Annotated in this window: 14 protein-coding genes; 1 reads left to right on the top strand and 13 read right to left on the bottom strand. The window is 42.6% G+C overall.

Translation table 11 applies throughout. The features are described from left to right. The first annotated feature begins 343 nt into the window (after window positions 1-343). On the top strand, window positions 344-1,093 hold the full coding sequence (locus FAZ15_RS11650) for a hypothetical protein (RefSeq protein WP_136821403.1): 750 nt from the start codon (window positions 344-346) through the stop codon (window positions 1,091-1,093). A gap of 27 nt (window positions 1,094-1,120) precedes the next feature. Here the strand turns inward: FAZ15_RS11650 and FAZ15_RS11645 are convergent, their stop codons facing one another. The 13 genes from FAZ15_RS11645 to FAZ15_RS23175 all read right to left on the bottom strand — a co-directional run bounded on the left by FAZ15_RS11645 (window position 1,121) and on the right by FAZ15_RS23175 (window position 19,963). Next, window positions 1,121-3,580 (bottom strand): glycoside hydrolase family 2 TIM barrel-domain containing protein, encoded by a 2,460-nt coding sequence (locus tag FAZ15_RS11645; protein ID WP_136901485.1) that lies wholly within the window; start codon window positions 3,578-3,580, stop codon window positions 1,121-1,123. A 25-nt stretch (window positions 3,581-3,605) separates the two neighbouring features. After that, window positions 3,606-4,637 carry a glycoside hydrolase family 53 protein gene (locus tag FAZ15_RS11640; protein WP_136901484.1) on the bottom strand — a complete coding sequence of 344 codons (1,032 nt, stop codon included), beginning with the start codon at window positions 4,635-4,637 and terminating at the stop codon, window positions 3,606-3,608. Window positions 4,638-4,657: 20 nt separating this feature from the next. Then, the gene (locus FAZ15_RS11635; protein WP_136901483.1) at window positions 4,658-5,710 is read right to left on the bottom strand and encodes a DUF5111 domain-containing protein; all 1,053 of its coding nucleotides are present in this window, start codon (window positions 5,708-5,710) and stop codon (window positions 4,658-4,660) included. Between the two features lie 7 nt (window positions 5,711-5,717). Further along, window positions 5,718-7,286: a RagB/SusD family nutrient uptake outer membrane protein gene (locus FAZ15_RS11630; protein WP_136901482.1), complete on the bottom strand. Its 1,569-nt coding sequence runs from the start codon at window positions 7,284-7,286 to the stop codon at window positions 5,718-5,720. A 45-nt stretch (window positions 7,287-7,331) separates the two neighbouring features. Beyond that, window positions 7,332-10,313 (bottom strand): SusC/RagA family TonB-linked outer membrane protein, encoded by a 2,982-nt coding sequence (locus FAZ15_RS11625; RefSeq protein ID WP_136821408.1) that lies wholly within the window; start codon window positions 10,311-10,313, stop codon window positions 7,332-7,334. 150 nt (window positions 10,314-10,463) lie between these two features. Further along, window positions 10,464-13,046 carry a glycoside hydrolase 5 family protein gene (locus FAZ15_RS11620; RefSeq protein WP_136901481.1) on the bottom strand — a complete coding sequence of 861 codons (2,583 nt, stop codon included), beginning with the start codon at window positions 13,044-13,046 and terminating at the stop codon, window positions 10,464-10,466. A gap of 117 nt (window positions 13,047-13,163) precedes the next feature. Beyond that, entirely contained in the window at window positions 13,164-16,919 is a 3,756-nt protein-coding gene (locus FAZ15_RS11615) for an ATP-binding protein (RefSeq protein WP_162304927.1), read from the bottom strand. 210 nt (window positions 16,920-17,129) lie between these two features. Further along, the gene (locus FAZ15_RS11610; protein ID WP_136901479.1) at window positions 17,130-17,408 is read right to left on the bottom strand and encodes a hypothetical protein; all 279 of its coding nucleotides are present in this window, start codon (window positions 17,406-17,408) and stop codon (window positions 17,130-17,132) included. A gap of 163 nt (window positions 17,409-17,571) precedes the next feature. Further along, window positions 17,572-18,237 (bottom strand): hypothetical protein, encoded by a 666-nt coding sequence (locus tag FAZ15_RS11605; protein ID WP_136901478.1) that lies wholly within the window; start codon window positions 18,235-18,237, stop codon window positions 17,572-17,574. A gap of 220 nt (window positions 18,238-18,457) precedes the next feature. Continuing rightward, window positions 18,458-18,673, bottom strand: coding sequence for a hypothetical protein (locus FAZ15_RS11600; RefSeq protein ID WP_136901477.1), 216 nt, complete (start codon window positions 18,671-18,673; stop codon window positions 18,458-18,460). Window positions 18,674-18,701: 28 nt separating this feature from the next. Continuing rightward, window positions 18,702-18,836 (bottom strand): hypothetical protein, encoded by a 135-nt coding sequence (locus tag FAZ15_RS22980; protein ID WP_262709296.1) that lies wholly within the window; start codon window positions 18,834-18,836, stop codon window positions 18,702-18,704. Between the two features lie 12 nt (window positions 18,837-18,848). Beyond that, entirely contained in the window at window positions 18,849-19,541 is a 693-nt protein-coding gene (locus FAZ15_RS11595) for a hypothetical protein (protein WP_136901476.1), read from the bottom strand. Between the two features lie 119 nt (window positions 19,542-19,660). Next, on the bottom strand, window positions 19,661-19,963 hold the full coding sequence (locus FAZ15_RS23175) for a hypothetical protein (RefSeq protein ID WP_136901475.1): 303 nt from the start codon (window positions 19,961-19,963) through the stop codon (window positions 19,661-19,663). Window positions 19,964-19,986 lie beyond the last annotated feature (23 nt).

Raw genomic sequence — 19,986 nt, 5'->3', positions numbered from 1 at the left:
CAGTCATTCGCGACCAAAACATCCCCCATTCGTTACTAAAAGCAGATATATCCATATTCCATCAACCTTGAAAACACGGTATTTCCGTGTTATACTCGGACTTACTACGGATGCACCTCGGATTTACCTCGGACATGTCGTAATGGAAACACGAATCAGGTAACTATATTGATAGAAGCTGTATTAGATAAGGACAGGAAAAGCAACCTCAGGCATTGCTAATTTCATAATTGATAGTTACTGTCGATTTCCAATTTTACAATCGGTGGTATATCTGCATTTCCATAAACCTAAAAATAAACAACAGCTTGTTTTTCAGCAAAATAAATACTTATCTTCGAATATGGCATATATAGATAATGGGTTTCTCAGGGGGCAGTTAGGCGACGTGATAAACCGAAAAGTAGGTGATAAAAATATTGTACAAACGAAAGCAACGCAAATTAACCAAAGCAGGTGGAGCAAAGCGGCTTCTTCTGACTTTGGCAGAGCAAGCACAGCAGGTGCGCTGATACGTCGCTTGTTGAGTTCGCTGCACCAGCATATGCACGATGGAAAAATGCACAATCGTTTGATGGTAAACCTCCAACGCGTCATGAAATGCAACCGACAGCACTTAGGTAAAAAAAATGTAGTTGCCGGAAATCCAAATCGCCTCGTTGATTTTCAATTCAACGATAACAGTCACCTTGGAGACTATATGTTCTTCGATATTGCAACACTAAAAGACAATAATATCCTGACCATTACTGTCCCCTCTTTTCATGTTCGAGATCATATCAAGCCTCCAAAAAAATGCTGCTATACAAATTTACGTATTGTGACCGTGGCTATCAATTTCGAAAAAAAGCAGGGGTATGAATTAGGAAACGAAGAAATTGGTTTTGAACCTTACTATAAGGATGTCTGGATGCCTGAGCAAACGTTTTCATACACACTCGACGATGTGGATACAGATATGGTATTAGTTGGTGTAAATCTAGATTTCTTTTCAAGCAGGGGTAGCAGCTTGACATTAATAAATGACGAAAAACTTAATCCGGCATCGATTATCGCAGCATTTGGTCGTACTAACTATTCAAACGAACCCTAATTAATACTTTACCGTAAAAAGCAAGGGTTACAGCCCCTCGCTTTTTACGGTAATTTTAGCACTCTTTAAACCTTTTGACTTTGCTTCAAGCAAGATGTATCCAGGCTGCTCGGAAGACTGCACAATTGCGGTAAGTTGTCCACTGAACAGATGCATCTGCGGTAAATGAAACATATCCAAGCAAGTAGGGTCACCGTTAGCTGCAGCACGATAGGACCCCGCCCCCTTTACATCAAAGTGTACCAGCGATCCCTCATCTGGACAGATGTTCCCCTCTTTATCTACCACTTTCACACGCACATAGGCCAACGATTTACCATCAGCAGGTATCGTATCGTGGTTGGTTTCTAGTTCTAATTTATACGGCTTTCCTGCAGTTCGGATAATTTTCTCCTCGGCAACATTCCCCGCTGTGTCGTAGGCAATCACCTTAAGTTCTCCAGGTTCGTAAAGAACATCCATCCACATCAGACGGTAACGATGCTGCACCGATTGATTACTTTTCTCCTGTATACCCTGACTCTTGCCATTAAGAAACAGCTCGGCACGCGGGTAGCTGGTGTAAACAAACACGGGAGTCTTCTCGCCTACCCGATCTGGCCACGTCCAGTGTGGCAACATATGTAAAGTGGATTCTTTCTTATTCCAAAGACTGCGGTACAAGTAATAACGATCTTTGGGAATGCTAGCCAAATCGATAATACCAAACATAGAGCTATGATTTGGCCAGGCATCGGTATCGTAAGGAGACGGTTCGCCGAGGTAATCAAACCCTGTCCACACAAACTGTCCCATCGTCCAGTGATGATCTTCTGCCAACGCAAAATCATCGTCGGGAAGGTTAGACCAAGAGCAATGTTCCATATCATACGACGAGGATTGATGATCTGAATAAGTAGCATCCCCGCGCTTTTCCACTGGAAACTTATATACTCCCCTAGAACTTACCGTTGAAGATGTCTCTGTACCCAATACTAAATTTTGAGGCAGTTTATTATATGCCTCCTCATAACGATGTACTCGGTAATTAAAGCCTGGAATATCCAGCATGCTGGCAAACCCATTTTCCAATACACAACTTACCTGATCCATACCACAGGTAACTGGCCGGGTAGGGTCCTCACGATGGCAGATTTCCTGTAAAAAAGAAGCGACCTTGTATCCATCAGGCCGACATTGTGTAGGCACCTCATTACCAATACTCCACATCACTACAGATGGATTATTTCGAAAATGATGTATCATATTAACCATATCGCGCTCTGCCCACTCGTCAAAAAAACGGTGGTAGCCGTTCTTGCATTTAGCGATATTCCATTCATCAAAAGGTTCGATCATCATCATTAATCCAAGCTCGTCACACAATTCGACCAATTCAGGTGCCGGCATATTGTGTGCCGTACGTATCGCATCGCAGCCCATATCCATCAGTAACTCCAATTGATAGCGTAACGCCGAGATATTAATAGCGGCTCCCAGTGGACCTAAATCATGGTGGTTACATACTCCTTGAAACTTACGAAGTTTGCCATTCAGGAAGAAGCCTTTATCGGCGATAAATTTAATATCACGAACCCCAAACCGCGTCTGATATTGATCCACCAACTTATCGTCTACGTAAATCTTCGACACCGCACGGTATAACGAAGGACTCTCTGGGCTCCACAACGAAGGATTTCCAATTTCAAAATTTTGCACAAATGGGTTTCCATAATTCAGCTTTTGTTGGTTTTCCTTGTGTGCAACGACTTTTCCATCGCTATCCAAAATATCTGTCAGGATACGGATCGCTTTACCATCCGCATTTTCTAAATTGGTCTCAATACGAACAGAAGCACTACTATCCGATACAAAAGGGGTAGTGACATAAGTACCCCATACCGGAACATGCATTTCCTCCGTGACGATGACATGTACATTCCGGTAGAGACCAGCCCCAGGATACCAGCGCGAAGATTGTGGCTTATTTTCCAAACGGACAGCCAATCGATTATCCATCCCATCGGTATGCAACAGATTTGTCACATCACAATGGAACGTGTTATAGCCGAAGGGCCAAAAGCAAGCCTCCTGACCATTGACATACACACGTGCTTCACTCATGGCACCATCAAACTTCAGTACAACTTGCTTTTTGCCATCCTTAAGCTCTGGCACATCAAATGTACTACGGTACCAACCAATACCTACATAAGGTAACCCTCCTGTTCTTCCAGTTTTTACAGTAGCGACTTTTTCACCATTTTGGGTAACCGCAACCTGCTGCAAATCATGCGAACGGTCAAAAGGTCCATATATCGCCCAATCATGTGGCACAGCCACCTGTTGCCACTTACTATCATCAAAGGCAGCGTTAGCGGCCTGTTCAAAATCTCCTTTACTAAATCGCCAATTTTTTTCCAACAAAAACTCCCGGCGTAGCCCTTGTCCCATCAATATACAAGGAGCGAGCAGCAAACAGAATAAAATAATATCAATTTTTTTCATGATGCACTAAAGTACTAACTATCTCTTATTTAAAAAAAGCATTCAACGCCTTTGTCGCACGTCCATTATCGTCAAATGCACCCAGCGTATAACCATTCCATCCTGCGTGAGCTAGAGGTTCCCAATAAAAGACCCCCAATACCTTTTCATTGGAAACCGTCCTACATTTAGCAATCAGATCCGTTAAAAAAGCTTCAGCTGCGTCTTCTTCGTCCCAGCTCATACCTACCTCACATATCATGACATCCGAACCATAACGCGTATTCATGTCTTGGATATTGGCCAAACATTGGGTATTGCGTTCCCTCCAATTGTCCTTGTCAGGATAGAGAGACATGCCTATTACATCCCATTTTCCCCCATTTGATTTGAGTCCGTCGAAAAGCCAGCGAAAAAGACCATTGTCGTGACCATTATGTACATGCACAATCACCTTCGCATCCGAAAAGACTGACTTTACCGCATCATATCCTGCATTATTTAGCAGGGCATAGTTTGCCATATTTTCAGAAGCCTTTCCTTCATCCCACAACATCCCGTTCCCTGTTTCGTTGCCGACTTGTACCCATTCTGGTGTAATACCGTTACTCTTTAAAAGCGAGAGTACTTCTATCGTATGATCGGCAACAGCCTGCTTTAATGCATCTAACGAAAGTCCTTCCCATGTCCGTGGCTTATTTTGTTGCCCAGGATCAGCCCAACTATCGCTGTAATGGAAATCGATTAGAATACGCATTCCTAAATTATGTGTACGGTAAGCTTTTACCAGTAAGTCCTGCTTATTACACCATCCATTGACCGGGTCTACCCACACGCGCAAGCGCACTGCATCCATACCCATGGAATGCAGCAGCTTTATACCGTCCACCGATACCCCTCCATTGTTGTAAAAATTCACTCCCGCAGCTTCCATCTCTGTAATCCAGCTTATATCAGCTCCCTTCGCAAAGGAATCATCGGCTTTTACCTCGGGAATATTTTCATTCTCTTTGCAGCTACCTAAACCAAGTACAGCGAGTACAAGAAGCAGGCGCGTATATATTTTGATTGTGATCATATCAAATGGTATTAAGTTTATTATTCAACACTATATTTAAATGCCTTAGGATCACTAAGATCTAACTTCAGCGTATATGTACCCACCTTGTCATAGGTAAATCCACCTGCATCGGATGTGTACAACGAACATTCTCCTTCTGCCTCTGATCCGCCAAAAAACCAACTCCAGCTGCCATTGATCAAAATTTTGATTCCCCATTGCTCTGCTACAGTAGTTGTAATACTAGCTGTCCAAACCTTGTTCTCTTTGTCGTAAGTCATCGGATTAGCTGTCGCACTCCATCCATTAAAATCACCCGTAACGGTTAGCGAGCTGATTACGGTTTCTTTCCATTCCAACTGATTGACATCTGCTGTTAGATATAGGTATCCGCCATTCGAAGTCCAACAGTTCCAACGATCTGCACCTGCATATAGAACGTACTGATTGCCATCTAAAGGATAAGAGCCATAGATTTTGGACGCATCGGCACTTGCTTCATTCGCTAGGTAAAAATTATACCATTGATCTACTTGCACAAATCCGTCGTAAACCCCATTTTCCTGTCTTGAACATAAGCGCCAAGGAAATGAACTGAATTCACTATTAGCCATATACAGGTAATCTCCATCGTCGGTAGCTTCGTATGGTGTAATATCGATGCGAACGATATTACTGTATAACGGATCCAGGTTGTTGGCCAATCGGGATACCACCCTGACATATAAAGACTGCTTCTCCAGCGGTACGAATCCCATTCCCATTACCAAATTATTCAACTGTTCATTGGTATAGCTTCTGGAAGAACTGATTTGTTCTACCGTTCGTGCAATAGTTTCGAAAGAAGCTGTGACGGAGAATTGCAAGGATGTTTTCAGTGTCCCTTGTGCTATGCTTTCTGTCGATGTTAATTGACCCTCGTTCCACATCAACTGTAGCGCCAGGCTTTTCCGATTGTTGGCATCCAGTACAACATCTGTCGACGAAGTCGCTAGGGTTGCGGGCTCAAAACCCGAAATACGAGGCTCCACACCTTCTTTGCTACAGGCTGCAAAAAAAACAGCAAGTAGACCTATAAATATCTGTTTCATATTTAGTTTAATAACCAGTATTTTGAATTAAATTTGGGTTTGCTGTAAGATCAGTAGCAGGTATCGGATAGAGATTATACTTCACATCTACCGAACGACCATCGACAGCACCTCCTTTCCATTGCCACAAATAAGTACCTCCGGAAAACCGACCGAAACGGATTAAATCCGTACGACGTGTGCATTCCCAAAAGAGTTCACGACCTCTTTCTGCTAAAAGGAAATCTAATGTTAGCTGTGCTGTGCCGATCTGCCCACTATCATTTCCGAAGGCTCTACGTCGGATAAGGTTTACCAAAGAAAGTGCCTCCTGCAAATCTCCGCCTCCTCCTCCTCGCACGACAGATTCAGCATACATCAGGTATACGTCTGCCAGACGTATCATCGGAAAATCTGTACTTACCATCCCCTCATCAGTCGTGAATGTTCCGTCGTCGTTCAGATTGGTAAACTTAACTAGACTATATCCCTGTCCGGAAGAAGAAGGATCATCCACGTCCAACGACTGACCGTCTGTCCAAAAGTCGCCACGCAGATCATTTGTATCAAATGTAGATACAAATTCGCGCAAAGTTCGAAAACTGTTCCATCCCGATACCACACCGTAATCCGCCGCGTTCATGCTACCTACTATAGGGCCGTTGACGAGGTAAGTCGTCGCTCCCCAAGTTGTGGTATGCTGTACATCCGCCTGGATCGGAAAGATAATTTCTTGGACACGCAGATCGTTATCCGCATTGAATAATTTTTTGTAATCGGTTTCTAAAGAATATCCGGCATCAATTACTTTTTTGCTGTATGTAATACAGTCGGCATAGCGGGCTGTACCCGTATACACCTGTGCATTGAGGTAATTTTTGGCCAGCAAAGACCAAGCCGCCGCTTTGCTGACACGCCCATACACGTTACTTTGTGGTTCCGATAATATGTCCGCAATCTGGATGAGTTCACTTTCTATAAAGTCAAACAGATCCGAGCGCGTAATACGTGGGGGGAAAAATGCGCCCACCGCATCTGCTTCGGTCACAAAAGGAACATTCCCATAAAGATCCATCGCATGGCTATAGGCCAGTGCCCGTAAAAATCGGGCTTCTGCTGCAAACTCCAGGATTTCTCTTTGCTGCTCAGTCGAAAATGAGGAAATTTTTTCGGCTGCTGCATTGCGTAAAAACTCATTACTAATCGCGATCGTATAATAGATACGATAGTACATGGCATTTACCCAGGTATCCGATGCACCCCAATTGATAAATTGTATATCGACCAGGTTATCACCACCTGCCCAAGTGTATATTACCTCATCGGTCGGAATCTCCTGCAGGTTGAAATAGACACGGAGATACCCCCAAGATGCGGTCGCGCTACCCATATCTGGATTATCGTCTCCTCGACCATTACCGGCGACAGCAAAAGACGCATACAACTTAGCCAAGGCAGATTTGTAACCGTCTACGGATGTATAAACGGCATCTGCTGTAGTTTCTATCGTCGGATATTGATCGAGGTCTTTTGTACAGGATACAATCAGCATCAAAACCGAAAGCAGTCCTACGTATAATTTTGTTAGCTGTTTCATATGTATTCTATTCTTTTTTAATTGATACTTCATCAGATTAAAATATTAAAAATCGAGATTTAAACTTAGCGAATAGGTTCTTGAACGTGGATAGAACGAACTATCAAAACCGCTCGGCACTTCGGGATCCTTCCCCGAGTACTTACTAATGATAAATAAGTTTTGCGCTACTGCTCCTATGCGGAGGTTAGCAAATTTTCCGACTTGCCCGACATTGTATCCCAAAGAAAAATTTTCCATCCGGAGAAAGGATGCGTTCTCCACATAATAATCCGAATAATACTGTCTCGCCTGAAAACCGGTCTTCAGGTAATCCTCGTGCAGATTATTAATTGCAGGATCCACATACTGCACCGTCTCCCAGGCACTCAGATTCATCTTGGTGTTGTTAAATACATAATTCCCTAGGTTTGCCCGCAATGTCGTTGCTGCTGTCCATTTTTTGTAGGATACTTGTGTATTAAATCCTAAAATCCACTTTGGAGCTGGAGATTGATAGCGATAGAGATCTTTCTCATCAATGGCTCCGTCTTGGTTCAAATCGGCATAGACTCCTTCTAGAGGTCTACCACTTTCATCATACATCTGCTTATAGACATAAAACATGTAAGGTTCATAACCTGTCGTCAATATTTGGATACTCCGTCCGCTGACCACAGGCCCTACATAGGAACCAACAGAAGAGTCATCTTCTACCAAAGCAATATTCGTTACTTTCATATGTTGTTGAGTAGCATTGAAGTTCACTTCCCATCGCAGGTTTTCCCGCTCAACAGGTACTGTATTTAACTGGAATTCAAAACCGCTACTTTCTATATTGCCAACGTTGGTTGTTGCCATTTGGTCGAAATTGGTACCTGCAGGCACGGGAACTGTAGCTAACAGATCGTGCGTCTTTCGCGTATAGTATTCAATAGAGCCAGAAACACGGTTCTGCCATACCGCAAAATCCAACCCATAATTGAATGCTTTGGTGGTTTCCCAACGTAAGTCGCTTACATATACCGAGGGGCGATACACCAAATGGTATTGATTACCAAAACGGTATTGTGCATAAGGCGTACCTTGATTGTAAACAGGAAGATAGCTATAATTACCTATTCCGTCCTGCTGTCCAGTTACACCGTAGCTGGCTCGTAGTTTCAGGTCATTTAGAAAAGTGCTCTCCTTTAAAAAAGACTCTTCAGACAATCGCCAAGCCAGTGCTAAGGAAGGAAATGTACCCCAACGGTTTTCTGGGCTGAAACGCGATGTTCCGTCGCGGCGGACAGTAGCGGTCAATAGGTAGCGACTGTCGTAGTTGTAGTTCAACCGTCCATACCAGGAGAGCAGGGTGTGACGTTCATCTGCCCCAATAGCCGTTGAGCGTACATCACCCGCATCGTTGAGATAAGTGATCGGTGGACGGGTTGCGCTCCAGTACTGGTAATCATGACCTACCGTCAGTTCCAGATTACTCTTCAGATCGGGCAATGCTTTATTGTAATTCAAGTATCCGGTAAAGAGCTTATTTTTAAGTGTTTGTTCATAGGTATCGTAGGATCCTCCAATGTTAAAGGCATTCGCTGCAGCAGCAGGAATATGATTGTAACCTTCACCATGTGCATAATCGTATCCTAAGGTAACATGTGCTTTCAGCTCCGGCAGAAAATGGAATTTATAATCCAGATCCAAATTACCGATACCCCTGTTCACGTCGCTACGATGCCTTTCCTGATTTAAGAGTCCTAACGGATTTAGATTGGCTCCTGTAGCCGGAAGTCCTGCATTGTCTAAGCTCTCGTAATAGCCGCCATACTGTTCATTGCCCGAATAAATCGGCTGCGTCGGATTAAATGCAATCGCTGACCATATGGCATCTGTATTCGCAAACTGATTGTTGTTGCGTGCCCCTTTTAGATTGAGGTTAACGGTAAGATGCTGATCAAAAAAAGTGGGATTCATCACCAAAGAACCTGTCATGCGTTCGGTCTTATCCGTTTTGAGTGTACCTTGTTGATTATAATAACCCACTGATGCTCGAAACGGAACTACCTTCCCTATGCTTCCGCTTAGACCAAGGTTATTGTCTGTACCAAATGCATCCTGAAATACTTCTTCAAGCCAATCTGTTGATGCACTTCCCAATAAAGCTTTTTGCGCTGCTGTGCCTTTGCTATCGATCAATTCGGCAAACTGATCCCTAGACATCATATCCGCTACCCCCATAGCTTGTTGCATGGAAAGGATTGATGAGAAGGATACACGTAACTGCTCACCTTTCCCTTTTTTTGTCGTGATGAGCAACACGCCATTGGATGCTCTCGATCCATAAATGGCTGTAGCGGATGCATCTTTCAATACGGTCATGCTCTCAATGTCGTTGGGATTAATCAAACTCAGAAAGTTACCACTATTGCCGCTGATTCCTCCGGTTTCCAACGGTACGCCGTCCAGTACGATTAACGGATCGTTACTCGCACTTAGCGAAGCTCCACCACGGATACGAATCGTACTTCCTGCAGTTGGCGATCCACTATTGGACATCACCTGTACACCTGCAGCCTTCCCACTGATCAATTGTTCAGGCGATCCGACCAGTCCAGTATTAAAATCTTTACTACTCACGGTATTCACCGCACCGGTAAGATCCTTTTTCGTGGAACTTCCGTAACCGATTACCACCAGCTCCTCTAGTTGGTTTCCGGCAAGCAACATGACCACATCGAGTGTGCTACCCGATATCGTGCGTGTCTGTGGCTGGTATCCCAACATGTTATAGGTAATTTGTGTTTTCCCAGCAGGTAAACGTAGGGTATAGGTTCCATCATCCGCACTGGAGGTCCCGATCGCAGTTCCTGCGACAAGAATAGTTGCCCCCGCAAGCGGTATTCCATCCGCATCTCGTACTGTACCGCGGATCTCCTGTTCCTGCTGCAGGATAGAAATTGACAACGGTCTTGCAAGCAGGGATTGGGCTGTGCAAAACCAGCCTACGGAAAACAGAGACAAGCTGACAAAACAGGCTTTTATCGTAAAACGTTTCATATGTTTATAATTTGATCTTTAAGGTCATATGGAATATACCAATCGCATTTAGTCGTGTTTGTCTCGCTTCAAGTGGGATGGATATTTCATTTTATGGATTTATAAGTGCTCTAATTTGGTTTATTATAATTTATTTTCACTCGCGCAAAGTTATTCCAGCCATGCTGCTCCCACCCTCAATTCTGCCGTGGGGCTGACCGCTCCCCTTGTGGAGATCAGCAGCTTTTCGGCTTGAGTAACCTGAAATGGAATGTTTATCTGCGGCACAAAGTATCGTTCTAAAAAAACGGGATAGGGAGCCGGCAGGAGAGCTGTTGAAACTTGTTTTAAGGTTTCTAGCGGAATCCGGACAACCTGGATTTCTTCTTTTTTATCGTCTACCGTCACGTTGGCAACATATGTGTAGCCCATATCCGAAACAAAGCCTATTTCCAAACCTCCGGCCAATCCCCGACCACCTATCGCTAAGCATAGTTGGCGGGCCTGTGCTATACCGGAACGCCGCGCGGTAATATCACGCGAAATATCCTTTTGCCAAAAAAAGCGACTCGCTGAATCCCTACTGATAAAGTGGTAATTCCAGATGGCGGATTTCGTCAGATCGGACTGTGCTCTTTGATACTCCAAATACGAAGTCTCTGGAATAGCGTAATGCTCATATGCAGGTTCTTCTGCATCGGTTGTAACCAATAGAACAGAACTACTTGGATCTACACAGGTAGTCGAAAAATAGTTGGAAACCGAAAAATCCCAATCCAACGGGGTACCTTCTGCAGCCTGTGGATAAGTGTACCGGCGACCGTCAGCATAGACGGTAACGGTATACTTCAGTTTGTCGGAAGCCAACAGTTCTACGGGCAGTGTAGCCGTATAACTATATCCTGCTTGTTGTTCCATTTTAATAGATGGATTATCGTTCTTCCAAAAAGAGACTTGATCGGTCTGAATGATTACGGAATCGGGTTTTACGCGACTAATCACTTTCATGTGCAATGCCAAAGGACTGCCTCTTTCTACTATTGGAGGAGGGGTGTGACCAACATAGGGCTGTTGTTCACTGGATGGAGAAGGAGCTACGAATTCTCCTAAACGAAAGTTGTTCCACAGGGTATTTGCTGTCCATTCTTCAGCTATATTTCCCCCTTTGCGGCTGAGGATGTACACGCCCGGCATTATATTGATACTTTTATCTTTTGCAATACGGTAACCCGATATGACCGTATCCGGTGCTAAGCGTTTTAGTTGATAGTCATCACCCAGATCCGGAATAGCTATTGTCATTGGCCATTCTTGCCATAGAATACGAACGACCTCTCGTGACAAAGAAGGCTTTGAGAATGGATCAGCAACTTGTTCGGCGTCCGGCATTACTTCCAAACGCCATACTCCTTCGCTCAGTTTATCTAAGAAGTAAGCTCCTGATCCAGCATATTGCACAAGAGGTGACGATCCATGCCCAGCTATATGTTGAAGATCCGTCGGCGAAACTGGCTCAACCGTCGTATGATTACTGTAATAATACTTATTCTTGGTATTCATTAAGCTCAAATCTTGTTTATAGCTTACCATAAAATCGTCAAATAGGGTGTCCAACGGATAAGTACCAAATTGTTGGTTTCTAGGTACCTGATAGGCAACCTCTGCCGCTATCATCGTGCTGATCGCCTTAGCTGGAGTATACGCCAAATTCAGGTAATGTGTTTGATACTCTGTATTATAAGCTGCAATATCTAAGGGATCGTACGCGAACTGCGTAATCCATTGAAATCCCGACGATCGGAAGGTACGGCTCATGGCTGGATGTATGTAACCGTATAACACGTCCGCTGGATCGTATTCATAGATAGCCTTCGCCTTTGATGCAAACTCTTTTTCATTTGCAAATGGAATGCTGTAATTCGCGACGTATGGGAGAAAGTTCCCTTTGCGCTCGCGCCCGGCAACTAAACCGACCGGATACCATTGATAAGTGGTACCTTGCACAGCCGACTGATAATAAGCTGGCACATGCTCCATATTATGGCTTACGTTATAGAAGACAGGCTTTCGATTTCCAGCTTTCTTCAAGGCAGATAACATTTCGTTAATGTACCGCTTGGTTATACCTACTTCTCCTGTATGACAAGGTTCGTTGTTGATTTCGAAACCTACCACATAAGGATCATCTTTATATGCTTTTCCGGTATATGGATTTATGTGGTTTACCAATTGTGAAATGTAATGCTTCTGTGCTTCTATCGCTTGAGGATCAGCATGTATACTACACTTATCATATAAATAAGAGAAGGCTCCTGTTATTTGGTTACGCTCGGGGTAACCATTACCAAAATTAGTCATGGCTGTTACCAAAATACGTATCCCTCTTTCCTCTAATTTTGAAAAAAGATAATCCAGAAGATCTAAATGTTCGTTGGCAATAAGATTTCCTTTTGCGTCAGAAATCTCTACATCCCAAATATGTATGCGATAAGCATTGAATCCCAGCCGCGCCAGATGATATACATCGCGATCGATCGCAGCTTTATGATCTATACCTTTATAATGGAGTGCACGGTAAGCATGAGCAAATGGAACCGTATAGTTTACACCATAGAAAGAAGCTTCTGCTTTCGTATCAGACCAACGCATCACGCCACCGCCATCGATATAAATGGTAGGAACTTCAGTTTTACTTTGTCCTAGTAAAGTGGAGCAGGTGCACAGCACGCAAAGAAATACAATAAATTTTGGCATCGGAATAACATGTTTATAATCTGGTTGAGAATCAACATCACAAACATATCAATGTTTTGTTCCTTTGTGCAATATATATCGGACAAAACACAACACAAATCGGACAAAATATTGATTTTAGGCGTCTCTCTCCACAAAAACCTTTGGTGTAACACCAAACTCTGATTGAAAACATTTCGAAAAATAGGACGCATTCGAGTATCCGACCATATACATCACCTCAGCAATAGTAAACTTCTTTTGACGGAGCAAAATTGCGGCTTTTTTCATGCGGATGGATCGGATGTATTCTACAGGTGTTAACGCAGTCAGCTGCTTTATCTTTCGGTAAAGCTGTTTGACACCCATTCCGACCTTCTCACTAAGTCTTTGTACGGTGAAGTCGGAATCATCTATATGTTCTTCTATCACCTGGGTAACTTTTACAAGTAGTCGTTCATCCGTGGATTCGATTACTTCAATCCGAGGCTTACTGATTTCGTCCAACCGCAATTGTTCAGATAAACGCTCTTTACGCTTGATCAACTGATTGATCTGCATTTTCAAGAAGTCCAAATCGAATGGTTTACCGACGAATGCATCTATACCAGCTGCCAAACTTTCGTGTTCCGTTTGTTTATCACTCTTCGCCGTAAGCAATATAATTGGAATTGTGGATGTCAGGGTGTTTTTTCGGAGTTGACGGGCCATTTCCAATCCACCCATAATGGGCATCATGGCATCAGAAACAATGATATCCGGTATATATGATTTTTCGCATAACTCCAAAGCCTCTCTACCATCCCGTGCTACCTTACAAAGGTAATCCCCTTCTAATGTCTGGCTTAAAAATAAAGACAGCTCCTCATTATCTTCTACAATCAATAGTTTACGTCGATCGCCGTCAAAAGGATGACTTATCAAGTCCTCTTTCATTAAAATAGCACTTGTCGCAAGAGATATCTTCACTTGTGTACCGACGGCTAATTCGGAATCTATCTGGACCTTCCATCCCATCTGTTCGCAATAGCTTTTTACGAGGTACAACCCTACTCCGGTACCTTCTATATGCTTGTTTAGCGAAGAGGAGGCACGGTAAAACTTACTGAACACATAGGGCAAATCTTCTTTTGAAATCCCGATACCATTATCTTTAATGACAATAGCCACTTGCTCTTCTGTTTGAGAAATATGGAGATCAATACGGCCACTTTCTTTTGGGTTATATTTACAGGCATTGGTCAGGATATTGGTTAACACCGACTCTAATTTGGTCACATCGGATTCGATAAAAATAGTATCTACCGAACTAGAAAAAGTAAAGGAAAGATGTCCGTACGCTGCTGTAGCCGATATTACATCAAACATCCTCCGTGTAAAAGAGACTAATTCTATCCGCGAATGGATAAGATGATTTATGCGAACGCTTTTTCCGTCTTTTTTATCAAATTCCATGACTTCCTGGATAAGCGTATTGATTTTAAGTGCATTTTGCTGAATATTTTCCAGTTGCTTTTTTTTATCGGTGTCTCTTGTCCGAAAAATCAATTGGCTTACTGGTGCTAGAATAAGACTAAGTGGGGTCTTCAATTCGTGGGAGATCGTCGTCAGGAAATCCATTTTATGTTTTGAAAGCTCCAGTACCTTCTTCCGCTCCATACGCTCCAATTTCAATTTATTTCTGACCCGAAAAAAATTAATAATCCATAGGATCAAACCGATCAATAGCAACGCATATAAAAAACGTGCCCAACCATTTGCATACCAGGGATATTTTACATCGACATCCACTTCAAATATATCTGAAACAATTTTCCCTTGCGTATCCATCTTTGCGACCTGGAGCACATACGTCCCAGAACTGAGATTGGCCAATTGTACCTTATTATCTCCCTGTTCTAATACAATCCATTGCTCATTTCGTCCCTTAAAGGCATATACCAAACGATAACCGCCGTCATTTCCATAGTCCAGGTTCGAAAACTCCAATCTAAGATTATTCTGTCCATGGTTAAGTACAATTTCGTCACGGTATCGCACACCGTAATCATAGGCTCCGAAACGTTCATTATTGACATATATTGCGGTTAGCACAATTTGTCTATTCGAAGAGTCCGTTCCTCCCACTTGTTGAGCAGGCATGATCAACACCTCGTCAATGCCTCCCAGATAAACTTCCTTACGCAATGCATTGTAGTACATTGCACTGATATCCTGCCCATGCTTCAACGTCCGAAATGTAAGCAATTTCTTGTCCAGTTGCCAAAGTCCATCGCCCGTTGCCAACCATATCTTTTGCCCGACTTCTTCCATAGCAGTTACCTCCCCCAGTCCCACAGGATCGAAAACTAATGTCCGGGAACTACCGTCACTTCCAATTCGAAGTACTTTACCGTGCTGACCGATCCAAATGCATCCTTCTTTGTCCATCAACATAAATGTTGCCTGCTCGACTGGATTGCCCTGTTCGTCTTTCACCAGTTGTACACGTCCGTTCTTAGGATCTATTTTATTCAATCCTTTATTATAAAAAAGAGCCCACACTTGTGAATAGCTGTCTTGCAATATTTGGTTTGCAAAGTCTGCCAGAAGTCCTTCCCCAATATTATAGTTGTCTGGTGATGTGTACTTTCCATCAGATGCGATCAATTTTGATTTGTCTACACTGAAAATTCCGCCCAAATAAGTTGCAATCCATAACCGACCTCCACGATCCTCAAAAACATCGTATGCCCATTTGGCGTTTCGCTTTCCTGTACGATCCGTGATCTCGAAATTTCTAAATGTTTTCGTTTTCGGATCAAAAAGATTAACGCCTCCATCCGACGCAATCCACAGCAACCCTTCTGGATCTTCATATATATCACGTATCCGATTGTGTGGAAGCGTTAAATCCTGCGCATCCATACGGTACCAGAAGCTCTCCCCTATGCTGTCTGCAAGTGTATTTGTACGAATCAAACCATTATCCCCACCTAACCAATACCATCCATGGCGATCCTGTATAATCTTGTAGAAGCGATTGCCATCACTCCGCGATGTAAACCGATATATTGGCAGTTTTTTTTCTGCCTGTTGATGTGCCCACAACGAAAGTCCAAGATCGGTACCGATCCAGATATTTTGATTCCGATCAGCATACATGCCCCAGACAATGTTATTGGCAAGGGAGTTTGGATTTCGGGAATCATGCTTTATCCGCTCTAGGGAAGAACGGTCCGTCCCGTAAACGAAAAGTCCGTCATCGGTACCTAGCAACAATGTTTTGCTATCATAAGCTATCATGGACTTAATCGGATGCTTCTTCAAAACCGGCTGCTTCTGTAATTGCCTAGTACTATAGTCGTAATAATACAACCCATACTCTGTACCGACATAAGCTCCCCGCTCATCTGCCGAGGTTAATAATGAATTGACAAACTGATTCCTATCTACATTATAATCCGGTAACGACAAGTGCTTGACTTCTCCTGAAGAGGAATTTAACGTGTAAAGTCCGTTATACGTTCCGATGAGCAATCTATCGTTTTCTTTCAACAAGGTATAAACCGTCTGATTACCCAGTTTATTTTTCAGTTGCTCACCATAATTCTCTATTGTTCTTTTCTCAACATGATAGCGATATAAGCCCGTCAATGATCCGATCCAAAGATATTCTCCGTCGAACAATAGCGCCCGGACATCCGAAGGACCACCCTTCGGAAAATCCTCATAACGATCCTTATTGTAATTGTACAACCAAACACCATGTTCCGTGCCCAGAGCCAAATAAGTTGCATCGAGTACAGCTATACTATAAATAAATGTTTGGTATTTTATATCCGCTGCGGTATGCTGATGTAACGAATAGCCGTCATAACTATATAGGCCACTGTTGCTTCCGACCCACAACATACCTAAACTATCCTGTGCAAAGCAATTTACTGAGCTCGCTCTCGAACCAACCGATATATTTCGAAAAAATGGAAATTCATACGTGTTCGAAAAAAGGAATGGTTCAAATGCGATGAAACATAAAAAAAATAGCAACACAATTTTTCGCATAACATGGAGGTCTGTCTGCAAACTTAAATAAAATGCCTTGTATTCACGAACGTCTTAAATCTAAATACCCAGAATCAAAGACAACTCTTTTAGCATCACTTTAAGTGGAATCGCTTCAACATCTTTTGACAGCCGAAAGCGCTCATAACCGGGATACACAAAAAAACGATGCGTAGCTTGGATGTCATCGCAACCGTTCATAAATCCCTTACTGAGGGTCGGTGTCATAGAACGTTTGATCTCTATAGCTATTCGTTTATCATTCCCTGCATCAATAACAAGATCAACCTTGGCACCTGCTGCCGTTCTATAGAAATATGGAGAAGCCCAGGATGGCAAATTTGAAACTAAACTTTAGATATACAAGGTAAAACAACACTTACCTTGTATATTTAACACTAAACTTTAAATTTACAAGGTTAAGTACACAGAAATAATATCCAGCACGTTCACAGATTCCATTACATAGCTGTTCCATTTAGGTAGAATGGTTTATGGGTCATCAAAAATATCGATCCCCTATTTCTGAATAAAAGTAACGATCCAGAAGCTCCCAGAAAAACTCTTCGTCTGTACCATACTGTTCCATGATACGTTTCCAGGTTTCTTTGCTAAACTGAATCTCATTCCCAAAACTATCCTTATAAATCCACTTATCGAATATATCTTGACCAAAAGAAGCTTTGTTCTTGTCCCGAATATATTCGAGCCCTCCTTGCAGATTTCTTTTGAGCTGGGTTTTAGAGCCATTCACCTGTTCTTCCACATTAATGTGCCCGAAGATATCCTTTCCTTCCTCCAGTTTATAGCCTTTATTATCCTCAATTATTGTCTTATCAAAGATGTCTACCTTGAAAGTAGCGCTATAGTCGGAGTGTCTGTTATTTTCTCTTACCAACCTCCTTAGCAGTCTGGCTTGAGCATCCTTATTCCCCCTCAAACCGGGCTCTATCTTATCTAGATATTTCTTTTCGTACTGCAGTTTATTACTACGACTATCTGTAAATATCAAGTCATCAAAGATGTTTTTTTCGAGACTGGCCTTATATCCTCCGTCAGCAGATCTATACTGGAGTGTTCCAAAAATATCCGTGCCTATAGCTCCTCGCTGTGCAAACAGAACAGAAAACGATAACAGCAACGCTGGAATAACAATGAATCTTTTCATACCAACAGGGTTCTTTACCAAGATAGACTACCTGCCTTAGAATTAGTTTATTCCATTTCGACAAAAACATTCATTCACTTTCCATTGATCGAGATACCCTCTCCATACCGAAAAATTCTCCCATCAAAAAAAAAGGGTAATTACCCGGACTGGATTCCCGATCTCCTGCGGATGCAGGCGACGGGGAATACAGTCCGGGTATAATTTGCAAACGGCATGACTAGTCTTTGTTTAGTAGATCATCATTACCGTCGTTTTTCACAATTTCGCGAATGCGGTTTTCTAGCGCGGCTTTATGCCATTCGTCGAATAGCTTTTTAGTATTTTCGAAAGCATTTTTTTTATCATTTTGTACCATAGCACTCCATTTCTTACCGAACTCGTGATACCCTTCCAGCCCATCTTCGGATTCAATTTCCGCAATAATCTGTTCCATTACCAACACATTTGCCCAACGTTCCTTCTCAAAAGGAAAGTTCTTCAGCAGACCACCCCCTACTAATTCGATTGATAAGTATACCGTACAAGAAATTTACATACTGCGGTTTGCACGCTATTATATAGGTTTCAATTTGCGGCTGCTCTAATTGTTCTTCCATACCTCTATCCTGTTAAATTTCAAAAAGCATATATCTTCCATCCACATTTCGCACAGACATTTGTCCAGCTTTAATCAGATTGTACAATCCATCCTTTACGTGTCGGGGGAAAATCCGGAGGTTGTATTGTCCTGTAAACTCCACCGCTTGAAATATTTCGTCAGGGGCTCTCCCTTCTTTAAAATAGTTACTTTTCAGAAGACGATCTAGTTTTTCTCGAACATCTATAATGGCATCAGAAACAGAAGCTAAACTTTCTTCCTCCTTCCATTCCCTAAATGTAAGTTTAGGAGCCGCGCAGCTCCTTATTTTTGTCTTTCCATTCACCATATAAGACTCTTCACTTGCAAAGACCCAAGGAATAATAATTTTGTAGTCCTTATAATATCCTTCGTCTTCTATATTGACCCTCACCAATCGCTTCTCATTAACCTCATATTTTTCACGATGGAAAGTCATTGATTCGGTCGTCGAATCCTGATAAACTCTATCCAGTAGAATACGTTCCTCTTTTAAAATCCCACCGACATTATGCATACGTTCAAAATCGGTGTAATAAAATGGAGCCCTTCCCAACAAGAAGGAAACTTCTTCGGTAGACCAACCTTGGGCTATTCTCCTTTTTAAATAGGTATACCAATACGCAAAATCTAAGGAATACATCATGCCGGCATAGGTATCTTTGCTTACTATATTCTTGTTCATAATATGTTAGATTGATTAGTCAAATAACTTTAACAATTCTTCTTTACTTAAGGACTTCATGACGTTGGTTTTATCCAGTATCAGTCCATCGGCTAGCTTTTTCTTTTGCTCTTGCAGGGCTAGGATCTTTTATTCGACACTATTGCAGCATAACAACTTGTAGGCATTGACATGTTTTTCCTGTCCGATACGATAACAGCGATCGATGGCCTGAGCTTCAGCGGCAGGATTCCACCAAGGATCGAGGATATATACATAGTCTGCTGCCTCTTATCTTCATAAAACTGTAGGATATACTCTTTTGATAATTTGTATGGTCTCTCATCCTGCCACGGAATAAGGAAGGATTCGGATGCTTTCCATCTAGGCAAAACGGTAGCCGTTGCCTCCTCCACGGAAGAAATAAGTTGCTTTGTTTCCATATGTTGGTTTGTTTAGTTTTTTA

The sequence above is a fragment of the Sphingobacterium olei genome (assembly GCF_005048855.1).
GTDB classification, from domain to species: Bacteria; Bacteroidota; Bacteroidia; order Sphingobacteriales; family Sphingobacteriaceae; genus Sphingobacterium; species Sphingobacterium olei.
Note: the sequence above shows the minus strand (reverse complement) of the source record. Positions and strands in the feature narration are given on the sequence as shown.